We start from the raw sequence: 10,640 nt of genomic DNA, 5'->3' as shown, positions 1-10,640 counted from the left end.
ACCCGACTGATGGGTAATCATAATCCGGCACCGGCAGGGGAGTTGAAGCGCGGCGCCGGTCCACCAGGGCGCCCGCCGCCGCGACCGCCAGGCCGACCAGGGCGACCATCGTGACGAACAGCAGGGCCGGCCGGTAGCCGTCCAGCTGGGCCTGCGGGCTGTCGCCGCCCGCGCTGCCGGCCGTGATCATCGCGGTCGCTCCGGCCAGGACCACCGCGGTGCCGACCTGGATCGCGGTGTTCACCAGGCCCGAGGCCAGGCCCTGCTCCTCGTCGCCCACGCCGTCGGTGGCGGCGATGTTCACCGAGGGGAAGGCGAAGGCGAAGCCCACGCCGAGCAGCAGCATCGAGGGCAGCACCAGGCCGGGGTACGAGCTGTGCTCGTCCAGCCGCAGGAACAGCGCGAAGGCGGCGACCAGCGAGAGCAGGCCGATCGGCAGCAGCCGCCCGGTGCCGAAGCGGTCCACGATCGGGCCCATGAAGGGCGCCGAGAGCGCGATGAGGGCCGCGGCGGGGAGCAGGCCGAGGGCCATCTCCAGGGCCGACCAGCCGAGCAGGTGCTGGAGGTAGAGGGTGACCACGAACTGGAAACCGCCGTAGGCGCCGGTCATCGCGAAGGCGACCACGTTGGCCCGGGCGACCGAACCGTTGCGGAAGATGCCGAGCCGGACCAGCGGGTGTGCGGCGCGGCTCTCCACCCGCAGGAAGGCGGCGGCCAGCAGGGCGACGACGAGCATCGAGCCGAGCGTGCGCGGGCTCAGCCAGCCGGCGCCCTGGGCCTCGGTGACGGTGAAGACCAGCAGCAGAACGGTCGCGGTGCCGGTGATCGCGCCCAGCGCGTCGTAGCCGCCCTTGGCGCGCTCCTCGACCGGGCGGGGGAGCAGCCGGACGGCGAAGACCAGCGCGAGCAGCGCGACCGGGACGGGCATCAGGAAGGTCCAGCGCCAGCCGACCGAGGTGAGCAGGCCGCTGAGCACCAGGCCCAGCGAGAAGCCGCTGGCGCCGCAGGTGGTGTAGATCGACAGGGCGCGGTTGCGGGCCGGGCCCTCCGCGAAGGTCGTGGTGATGATCGACAGGCCGGCCGGGGCGGTGAAGGCGGCGCTGACGCCCTTGAGGAAGCGGGCCGCGATCAGCAGGCCGCCGTCGTCGACCAGGCCGCCGACCAGCGAGGCGGCGGCGAAGACGCCCAGGGCGACCAGGAACACCCGGCGGCGGCCGAGCAGGTCGGCGGCGCGTCCGCCGAGCAGCAGCAGACCGCCGTAACCGAGCACGTAGCCGGAGACCACCCACTGCAGGGTGGAGGTGGACAGGTGCAGGTCGGAGCCGATGGACGGAAGGGCGACGCCCACCATGGAGACGTCCAGGGCGTCCAGGAACATGGCGGCGCAGAGCACGATCAGGGTGCCCCAGAGGCGGGGAGTCCAGTGCGGCCCGCTGGTTGACGGGGCATCGGGTGGTGAGACGGTCGCGGTGGTCATGGGGAGGACAGTACATGCACATGCATTCAATGCAAGTGAATTAGATGTGAACGCAATAATTGCCAATGCACGTGCTAGGGTGGCGGCGTGGCAGAACTCGACTCCCCGGCGGAGACCGGTCTCGTCGCGCAGTGGCGCGAGCTGCTGGCCCGGCATGCCGCCGCGGCCTGCATGCTCGACCGCGAGCTGGGCGACCGGTACGGGCTGGGCATGAGCGAGTTCGAGGTGCTGGAGCGCCTCGTCGAGGAGTGTGGGGGCGGCGGCGGACCCGCGGTGCGGGTGAGCGAGCTGGCCCACACCGTCCACCTGAGCCAGAGCGCGCTCTCCCGGCTGATCGCCCGCCTGGAGAAGGCCGGACTGGTCACCCGGGCGATGTGCGAGAGCGACCGGCGGGGCGTCCTGCTTACCCTCACCGAGACCGGGCGGGAACGGTACGAGCAGGCCAGGCCGCTCCACCGCCAGGTGCTGGAGCTGACCCTCGGTGGCGGATCGGGGCCGGCCTGCGGGTCGTCCGCCGACTGACCGTCCCTGGCTGACGGATCGTCAGGGAATCTGCCCTGGCGCGGTTTCGGCCTCAGAGCAGCGAGTGCAGCCCCGGCGCGGCGGCCAGCAGGACGACCACGGCGGGTGCAGCGAGCGCCCCGACGGTGAGCCGCAGCCGGTGCGGGACGGAGAGTCGAGGACGGCCCGCGAGCAGCCGGTCGACCCGCTTCGGGGACTGCGCCAGGCCGGGCGGACAGGAGCCGAACACCCCGCGGTCCAGGTTGAGTTCGGCCAGTGCGAGGGCGGTGGTGTGCCGGCCGTGCCGACGGGCGGCCCGGTCGTCGGCGGCCAGCTCGACCAGCTCCGCCACCTGGTCCCGGAAGGCGCTGAACACGCCGACCCCGGGGAAGCCGGAGGCGAGTGCCTGGGCGAACTGCTGGAGCCAGTGGTGCCGGGCCCGGACGTGGCCGCGCTCATGGCTCAGCACGGCCGCCAGCTCCCGGTCGGTCAGCTGCTGGAGGGCGCCGGTGGTGACCACCAGCCGGGAGTCCGGACCGGGCAGCGACCACGCCTCCGGGCGGACGTTCTCCAGTACCACCAGCCGCTCCCGGCGGCTCCGGTCGCTTTCGATGCTGTCCGGCAACTCGGGTGCACGGGTGGCCAGTTGGGCGTGCCGGCGATTGCGCAGCGCCTTGGCCGTGCGGACCTCCCGGGTGAGCGCCAGCACCGTCTGCACCCCGCCCGCGGCCAGCGCCGCGGCGCACAGCCGGCCCCAGCCCTCGGCCTCCTGGAGGCCGTACGCCGCCTCCACGCCGTGCGGCGCGCCGCGGAACAGCAGCGCGCGCAGCTCCGGCAGGGCGGCGGAGGCCGCCAGGAGGAGGCCCAGCGCGCAGCAGAGCAGGACGGCCACCACCAGGCACTGCCATACCAGCAGCGCCAGCACCGGTTCGCGCTCCGCCCAGCGGGCCCGGGCCAGCAGCCGGGGCGCGACGGTCGAGAGCAGCAGGCCGAGCAGCAGCAGGCCGATCAGGGCAGGCATCGATGGGCTCCCCGAGTACGCACGGAACGCGACAACGCGCTCCCTGCCAACCTAGGCGCTGGCGACGTCCGGTGGAACGGCTTTCGTCCGGCCAGTGACCAACGCCACGCCCGGACGGGGGCCTTGGGGTGCCGGAGAGTCGTGGCGCGCGGCCGTCACATGGTCAGGAGCATGGCGAACATGCCGATCCCCATGGTGAGTCGGCAGGCCTGTGGCAGGCCGGCGGTGCCGATCGCGAGGGCGCCCGCCGGAGTGCGCAGCAACCGGCTGCCGGCCCAGAGGGTGTACCCGCCGAAGTAGAGGAGGAGCGCCCCGGTCAGCACCGGAAGGCCCAGGGCGGCGGCCTGGTGGTGCCCGTGGCCGGCGGCGCCCGCCATCGCGAGGGCCATGTACGTCATGGCGAGCGCGCCGACCGCGTGGTGCAGGCGGTGCGCCCGGCCGGCCGGGGCGTGGACGGCGGCGAGCAGGAAGGCGGCGGCGGGGAGACCGAAGAGCCCGGCCCAGACGGCAGCCGGGACGGTGGCGCCGGTGACGGCCATCGCGGCCATGCCGAGCCCCATCAGGGCCTCGGCGGCGTCGGACTCACGGGCGAGCGGCCGGTGTGCGCCGGCCGGGGCGCAGGGGGAGTGGCGCAGCCGGGTCAGGCAGGAGGTGCCCGCGCCGGCGGCGAGGAGGGCGAGGAGCCAGTTGACCAGGGCGGGTCCGTGCAACGGCGGCCTCCCGGGGCGGTGGGCGAGGGGGCGGCGGGCGGCGAACAGATGACAACGGACAACTTTCAGCGAACAGATGATGAAATCTGTCGGCTGTCAGTTGTCACCCGTCGGCTGTCGCCTGCGCGCCGCCCCCGTGCGCGGCGACGGACGTCCGGTCCACGATCACCGCACCCGGCAGGCCGCGGCCAGGGCGCGTACGGGGGCGCACAGTGGTGCCCGTCGTTGCGAAAGCCCTGGCCGCACGCCCATTGCGCACCTGCCGCACGCCCACCCCACACCGCAGCCGTACCCCTTGGTCGGGCGTGCCCGGTCAGCCCTGGAGCCGCCCCGAGGCGACCACCCGGCTGAGGAACTGCCGGGTCCGCTCCTCCCGCGGGTCGCCGAACACCTGCTCCGGCGGCCCCTGTTCGAGCACCACCCCGCCGTCCAGGAAGCAGACCCGGTCGGCGACCTCGCGGGCGAAGCCCATCTCGTGGGTGGAGAGGACCATCGTCATCCCCTGCTCCTTGAGGTCCCGCACCACCGACAGCACCTCGCCGACCAGCACCGGGTCGAGTGCCGCGGTGATCTCGTCCAGGAGCAGCAGCCGCGGCCCGGTGGCCAGCGCGCGCACGATGGCGACCCGCTGCTGCTGCCCGCCGGACAGCCGGTCCGGGTACTCCTTCGCCTTGGCCGCCAGGCCGAGCCGGTCGAGCAGCTCCAGCGCCCGCGCCTCCGCCTCGGCCCGGGCGACCCGGTGCACCCGGCGCGGCGCGAGCGTGATGTTCTCCAGCACCGTCAGATGCGGGAACAGGTTGTACGACTGGAACACCACACCGATCCGGCGCCGTACGGCGTCCTCGTCCGCGCGCGGATCGGTGATCTCCTCACCGTCCAGGAAGATCGCCCCGTCGTCGATCCCCTCCAGCAGGTTGACGCAGCGCATCAGCGTGGACTTGCCGGAGCCGGACGCCCCGATCAGCGCCGTCACCGAGTGCTCGGCCACGGAGAGGTCCACGTCGCGCAGCACCACCTGGCCGCCGAAGGTCTTGCGCACCGACTCCAGCCGGAGCACCTCGCTCGACGTCACACCGCACCTCCCTGCAGCTGGCGGCGGTTCATCCGCGTGGTCAGCCAGTCGGCGAACCGGGTCAACGGAATGGTCAGCACGATGAACACCAGCCCCGCCACCAGGTACGGCGTGAAGTTGAAGGACCGGGCCGCGATGATCTTCGCCGCGTACACCGCGTCGATCGCCCCGCCGATCGAGACCAGCCCGGTGTCCTTCTGGAGGCTCACCAGGTTGTTGAGCAGCGGCGGCACCACCCGGCGGACGGCCTGCGGCAGCACCACGTACCGCATCGCCTGCGCGTTGGTCAGCCCCAGCGACCGGGCCGCGGCGCGCTGGCTCGGGTGCACCGACTCGATGCCGGAGCGGAACACCTCGGAGACGTACGCCGAGTACGTGAGCACCAGCGCCGCCCCGCCCAGCAGCAGCGGATCGGTGGTCACCCCGGTCAGCCGCAGCGCCGGCACCCCGGTGATCATCACCAGCAGGCAGATGATCATCGGCAGCCCGAGGAAGAAGTCCACGTACGCGGTGGCCAGCAGCCGAACCGGCAGGAAGACCGGCCCGCGCAGTGTCCGCAGCACCGCCAGCAGCAGCCCGAACACCAGGATCAGCGCCCCGCAGCCGAGCATCAGCTCCAGGTTCAGCCGCAGCCCCTTCAACACCTCGGGCAGTGCCTGGCGGGCGTAGTCGAGGTTGAAGAAGGTCCGTCGAGTCACCTCCCAGCCGGGGGAGTTGACGACCAGCAGGTAGAGCACGGCGGCCGTCGCCAGGGTCGACGCGGTGGCGATCAGCGCCGAGCGGCGGGCCCGGGAACGCCGGTAGGCCTCGTGCGCCAGCCGCCGTTCGGACGGGCGGTAGCCGTCCGCCGGCGCACCGGTCCGTGGGGCCGGCGCACCGGTCTGCACCGCCGGGGCCTTGGCGAGGTCCACCGAGCCCTCCCGGCCCGACGACTCCCCGCTCGGCCGGGGGCCCAGGTCAGCACTCACTTCAGCACCGGTGCCGAGACGGCGTCGGAGAGCCACTGCTTCTCCAGCTTCGCCAGCGTGCCGTCGGCGCGCAGCGCGTCCACCGCCTGCGAGACGCAGCCGGTCAGCTTGGAGCCCTTGTCCAGCACCAGGCCGAACTGCTCGGCCTGCGAGGACACCTCGAACTGGCCGACCACCTGGGCCTCCGGCACCTCGGCGCCGGTGATGTAGAAGGCGGTCGGCAGGTCCACCACCAGGGCCTCGATCTGGCCGTTCTTCAGCGCGGCCTTGGCCAGGTCGTTGGAGTCGAAGACGGCCGGCTGGGTGCTCGGCTTGATGGTGTCGGTGATGGTGTCCAGGCTCGTGGTGCCGACCTGCGCGCCGAGCTTGGCGCCCTTGAGGTCGGCGATGCTCCTGGCCCCCGCCGCCTTGGAGTTCTTCAGCGCGATGACGGTCTGGCGCACGTCGTAGTAGCCGGAGGAGAAGTCCACCGCCTGCTTGCGCTCGTCGCTGACGGACACCTGGTTGATGTCGAAGTCGAAGTCCTTGGCACCCGGCGAGGTCGCCTTGTTGAACGGCGCCACCACCCAGCTGACCTTCTCCTTCGGGTAGCCGAGCTTCTCGGCGACCGCGTAGGCCACGGCGGACTCGAAGCCCTTGCCGTTCTCCGGCTTGTCCTCGGTGAACCACGGGTCGTACGCGGGCTTGTCGGTGCCGACGGTCAGCGTCCCGGCGGTACGCGTGGCCAGCGCCCCCGGTGCGCAGCCCGCCGCCGACCCGGCCGCGCCCGAAGCGCCCGAGGCGGCGTCGGACTTCGAATCCTGCGGCGCGCAGGCGGTCAGCACGGCCGCGGCGGCGACCAGCGCGGCGATGGGCAGTACGGCGGACGGCTTGCGGAGGGTCATGACGGGGCTCCAGGGAAAGGACCGGCGGGACGGAAGGAAGGTGAGGGGCACGGGAGGGCGCGATGGGCGGCCCGCGTCCCGGCGGGTCACTTCCCCCCGGTGGCGGCGCCGGAACACACGCGGCATGGTCGGCGTACGGGCCCGCGTCCGCGGCGCCCCCCGAGCCGGACCGGCGGCAGCCGGGTCGGCGGCAGGCCGGTCAACAACAGCGGCGACAGCGGCAGCAGAGGCCGCGCGCGCGACAGCGACAGCGACGGCAGACGTGCCGACGGGAGGGCGCCCGGAACGGGCTGTCGTGGCGTACGGCCACCGTGATCACCGCCGGGAGCATGCGGGGAGGTTCGCATCAGAACGGCGCATCTGTCCAGAACATCCAGATCACTGTCCACATGCCGGACAACCCGCCTCCCGCCGAAGGTTTCCGCGCCGGAGCGGCAGTGCGCCGGAACTTTGCCCGTCCAGCCCCCCTTGAACGGGAGAACCTTTCGTACTTATGGTGTTCCCGTTGAAATAACTCCTGTCGAAGTGAGTCCACGATGCAGAATCTTTCGCCAAGGCTCGCTGTGGCGGCCGACGCCCCGGTCTCGACCCTCGCCGGCCACCCGGCCTGGCTGCGCCTGAAGGAGGCCGTCGAGACGCTGCGCCCGCTCCAGTCGAAGGACGGCTCGATCGACCTGGCCGCCGTCCAGCGGCACACGGTCGACCCGCTGGTCGCCACCGTTCGCGCCGCCGTCCAGGAGCTCGCCCCGAACTTCCCGCACGACGCCGCCTACCTGGCCGCCGTCGACGCGGACCTCGCCAAGTGGGCCGACACCGGCTACCGCGAGCCCGACTTCCTGGACTCGCTGCTCGCCTTCCAGCCCGCCGCCCAGCGCGAGGACGGGCTGGAGCACCTGGTCGTCTTCCCGATGTACACCCAGAACGGCAACCCGGACCGCAACCTGGAAGCCGTCCTGCTGAGCGTCGTGTGGCCCGACTGGCTGGCCGAGCTGGAGCGCACCCGCTTCGACAACCCGATGTTCGTGCCGATCACCTTCACGGACTTCACCGCCGGCTACGACACCAACTCCGCCGTGCTCTTCCCCGAGACGGTCTCCGCGCGCAAGGCGCCGGAACGTTTCACCTGGGGCGGCATCTTCTGCGACCGCGAGGCCGCGCGCTTCCGCGCCGTCACCACCAGCGCCGTCCAGCAGCTCGGCCTGGAGATCCCGGCCGACGCCGAGGGCCTGCTCCAGGACCAGCAGCGCGCGCAGGAGACCTTCGTCCTGTGGGACCTGGTCCACGACCGCACCCACAGCCACGGCGACCTGCCGTTCGACCCCTTCATGATCAAGCAGCGCAGCCCGTTCTGGATGTACGGCCTGGAGGAGCTCCGCTGCGACCTCACCACCTTCAAGGAGGCGGTGCAGCTGGAGACCGAGGGCAACCCGCACGCCCGCGACGTCCAGTACGCGGTCCTCTTCGACCGCCTGTTCCGCTTCCCGGTCTCCGGCGACCGGGTGCGCAACTACGACGGCCTCGGCGGCCAGCTGCTCTTCGCCTACCTGCACAAGCACGACGCGCTGCGCTGGCGCGACAACCGCCTCAGCATCGACTGGGAGCGCGCCCCGCAGGTCACCAACGCGCTCTGCGCCGAGATCGAGACCCTCTACCGCGACGGCATCGACCGGCCGAAGCCGGCCCACTGGATCGCCGCGTACGAGCTGGTCTCCCGCTACCTCACCCCGCACCCGGCTTCCACCTGGGCGAAGGGCTCCGAGGCCCTGCCGCTCGACATCACCGACGGCAAGGCCCTCAACAAGGCCCTGTGCGACGCCGTGCTCCCGGACGAGTTCCCGCTGAGCATGTTCTACGAGGCCCTCAACAAGAAGCTGAGCGGCGTCATCGCCGCCACCGCCGGCATCACCGGCGCCGGGATCCAGGGAGTCGCCGCGTGACCACCTCCACCAACGCCCCGCTGGCCGGCAAGGTCATCGCCGTCGCCGGCGCCAGCGGCCCGGCCGGCCGGGCCGTGCTGCGCCGCCTCACCGCCGACGGCGCCACCGTGATCGGCGCCGACATCGACGCCCAGCGCCTGGAGTCCGCCCTGGACGCCACCCGGGTGGCCGTCCGCGGAGCCAAGGTCAGCGGTCAGGTGATCGACCTGCTCGACCCCCAGGAGGTCCACGACTGGGCCGACCACCTGGAGTCCGAGCACGGCCACGTCGACGGCCTGTTCCACCTGGTCGGCGGCTGGCGCGGCGGCAAGACCTTCTTCGACACCCGGCTGGACGACTGGGACTTCCTGCACGACACCGTCGTGCGCACCCTCCAGCACACCTCGCTGGCCTTCCAGCCCGCGCTGGTCCGCAGCACCGCCGGCCGCTACGCGATGATCTCCGCCGCGGCCGCGCACAAGCCCACCGCCGGCGGCGCCGCCTACGCGGCAGCCAAGGCCGCCACCGAGGCCTGGACCCTCGCCATGGCGGACTCCTTCAAGAAGGAGACCACCGCCCCCGACGGCGAGCCCACCGCGGCGGCTGCGATCCTGGTCATCAAGGCGCTGGTCAGTCCCGAAATGCGGGCCGAGAAGCCGGAGGCGAAGTTCGCCGGCTTCACCGACACCGCCGACCTCGCCGGACACCTGGCGGGCCTCTGGGACCGCCCCGCAGCAGAACTGAACGGACAGCACCTGTGGCTGACAGCCCGATGACCGATCTCACCCGTACGGACGCGGTACGGCGGCACGACCCCGCCGTTCGCGGCTTCGCCAGCGACAACTACGCCGGCGTGCACCCGGAGGTCCTCGCCGCGATAGCCCTCGCCAACGGCGGCCACCAGATCGCCTACGGCGAGGACGACTACACGGCCCACCTCCAGGACGTCTTCCGCCGCCACTTCGGCGACAAGGCCGAGGCCTACCCCGTCTTCAACGGCACCGGCGCCAACGTGGTCGCCCTCCAGGCACTGCTCCCGCGCTGGGGCGCGGTGGTCTGCGCCGAGTCCGCCCACATCCACGTGGACGAGGGCGGCGCCCCGGAGAAGATGGGCGGCATCAAGCTGCTCACCGTCCCCACCCCGGACGGCAAGCTCACCCCCGAACTGCTCGACCAGCAGGCCTGGGGCTTCGGCGACGAGCACCGCGCGCAGCCGCTCGCGGTCTCCATCACCCAGAGCACCGAGCTCGGCACCCTCTACACCGCCGACGAGATCCGCGCGATCACCGAGCACGCCCACCAGCTGGGCATGCTCGTCCACGTGGACGGCTCCCGCCTGGCCAACGCCGCCGCCTCGCTCGGCCAGCCGCTGCGCGCCTTCACCACCGACGTGGGCGTCGACGTGCTCTCCTTCGGCGGGACGAAGAACGGACTGCTGTTCGGCGAGGTCGTGGTGGTGCTCAACCCGGAGCGGGTGCGCAACATCACGTACCTGCGCAAGACCTCGATGCAGCTCGCCTCGAAGATGCGCTTCGTCTCGGTCCAGTTCGAGGCCCTGCTCTCCGGCGACCTCTACCTGCGCAACGCCGGCCACGCCAACGCGATGGCCAGCCGCCTGGAGGCCGCGGTCCGGAAGATCGACGGCGTCGAGGTGGTCCGCCCGGCCCAGGCGAACGCGGTGTTCGCGATCCTCCCGCGCGAGGTGAGCGAGCGGCTCCAGAAGCGCTACCGCTTCTACTTCTGGAACGAGCACACCGGCGAGGTCCGCTGGATGTGCGCCTTCGACACCACGGAGGCCGACATCGACGCCTTCGCGGCGGCCATCGCCGAGGAGATGGGCCGCGCCTGACGGTGCTCGAACGACGGATCGTCCCGTCCCGCGACAGCGGGGCGGGGCGATTTGCATGTGGCGGGCCGGTGCCCGTACAGTTCCGGAGACGCCGCGGGAGACCGGGGCGACAAAGCGGAAAGCGAATCCGATGAATGAAACTCCGGAAAACGGAGCGGAAAACATCTGATAAGCTGGAAACACGAAAGAACGAAGCCCGGAGGGTCCGCTGGAAGGCGGTCCGAAGGAAGCGTCCGTTCCTT

The 10,640-nt window shown here is 72.1% G+C and carries 10 protein-coding genes; 4 read left to right on the top strand and 6 right to left on the bottom strand.

Annotated elements, in window-relative coordinates; all coding sequences use genetic code 11:
• Nucleotides 1-1,477 (bottom strand): MFS transporter (locus ACFU6K_RS18040; RefSeq protein WP_380664098.1); only part of this gene is annotated, 1,477 nt, incomplete at its 3' end.
• An 87-nt stretch (nt 1,478-1,564) separates the two neighbouring features.
• Here ACFU6K_RS18040 and ACFU6K_RS18035 point away from each other — a divergent pair.
• On the top strand, nt 1,565-1,999 hold the full coding sequence (locus ACFU6K_RS18035) for a MarR family winged helix-turn-helix transcriptional regulator (RefSeq protein WP_380664096.1): 435 nt from the start codon (nt 1,565-1,567) through the stop codon (nt 1,997-1,999).
• A 52-nt stretch (nt 2,000-2,051) separates the two neighbouring features.
• Here the strand turns inward: ACFU6K_RS18035 and ACFU6K_RS18030 are convergent, their stop codons facing one another.
• From ACFU6K_RS18030 to ACFU6K_RS18010, 5 genes are all read right to left on the bottom strand, one after another.
• Nucleotides 2,052-2,999: a M56 family metallopeptidase gene (locus ACFU6K_RS18030; protein ID WP_380664094.1), complete on the bottom strand. Its 948-nt coding sequence runs from the start codon at nt 2,997-2,999 to the stop codon at nt 2,052-2,054.
• Between the two features lie 155 nt (nt 3,000-3,154).
• Complete coding sequence (locus ACFU6K_RS18025; protein WP_380664092.1) at nt 3,155-3,709, bottom strand: DUF5134 domain-containing protein; 555 nt, start codon at nt 3,707-3,709, stop codon at nt 3,155-3,157.
• Nucleotides 3,710-4,022: 313 nt separating this feature from the next.
• Complete coding sequence (locus ACFU6K_RS18020) at nt 4,023-4,781, bottom strand: amino acid ABC transporter ATP-binding protein (RefSeq protein WP_380664090.1); 759 nt, start codon at nt 4,779-4,781, stop codon at nt 4,023-4,025.
• Complete coding sequence (locus ACFU6K_RS18015; protein ID WP_380664100.1) at nt 4,778-5,692, bottom strand: amino acid ABC transporter permease; 915 nt, start codon at nt 5,690-5,692, stop codon at nt 4,778-4,780. Before ACFU6K_RS18015 ends, ACFU6K_RS18020 begins: the two co-directional genes overlap by 4 nt.
• Nucleotides 5,693-5,745: 53 nt before the next feature.
• A complete protein-coding gene (locus ACFU6K_RS18010) occupies nt 5,746-6,633 on the bottom strand; it encodes an ABC transporter substrate-binding protein (protein WP_380664088.1) in 888 nt (295 codons plus the stop codon).
• Nucleotides 6,634-7,169: 536 nt separating this feature from the next.
• Between ACFU6K_RS18010 and ACFU6K_RS18005 the strand changes: the two genes are divergently transcribed.
• Genes ACFU6K_RS18005 through ACFU6K_RS17995 form a run of 3 tightly spaced genes read left to right on the top strand, consistent with a single transcriptional unit; the run spans nt 7,170 to nt 10,398 of the window.
• On the top strand, nt 7,170-8,570 hold the full coding sequence (locus ACFU6K_RS18005) for a DUF6421 family protein (protein ID WP_380664086.1): 1,401 nt from the start codon (nt 7,170-7,172) through the stop codon (nt 8,568-8,570).
• On the top strand, nt 8,567-9,325 hold the full coding sequence (locus ACFU6K_RS18000; protein ID WP_079272480.1) for an SDR family oxidoreductase: 759 nt from the start codon (nt 8,567-8,569) through the stop codon (nt 9,323-9,325). Before ACFU6K_RS18005 ends, ACFU6K_RS18000 begins: the two co-directional genes overlap by 4 nt.
• Nucleotides 9,322-10,398: a low specificity L-threonine aldolase gene (locus ACFU6K_RS17995; RefSeq protein WP_049650550.1), complete on the top strand. Its 1,077-nt coding sequence runs from the start codon at nt 9,322-9,324 to the stop codon at nt 10,396-10,398. The genes ACFU6K_RS18000 and ACFU6K_RS17995 overlap by 4 nt, the downstream gene beginning before the upstream one ends.
• The last annotated feature ends 242 nt before the right edge of the window (nt 10,399-10,640 follow it).

The sequence above is a fragment of the Kitasatospora sp. NPDC057512 genome, assembly GCF_042802135.1.
Classification (GTDB): Bacteria; Actinomycetota; Actinomycetes; order Streptomycetales; family Streptomycetaceae; genus Kitasatospora.
The sequence above is the reverse complement of the archived record's forward strand: the minus strand, read 5'-3'. Positions and strand labels throughout refer to the sequence as shown.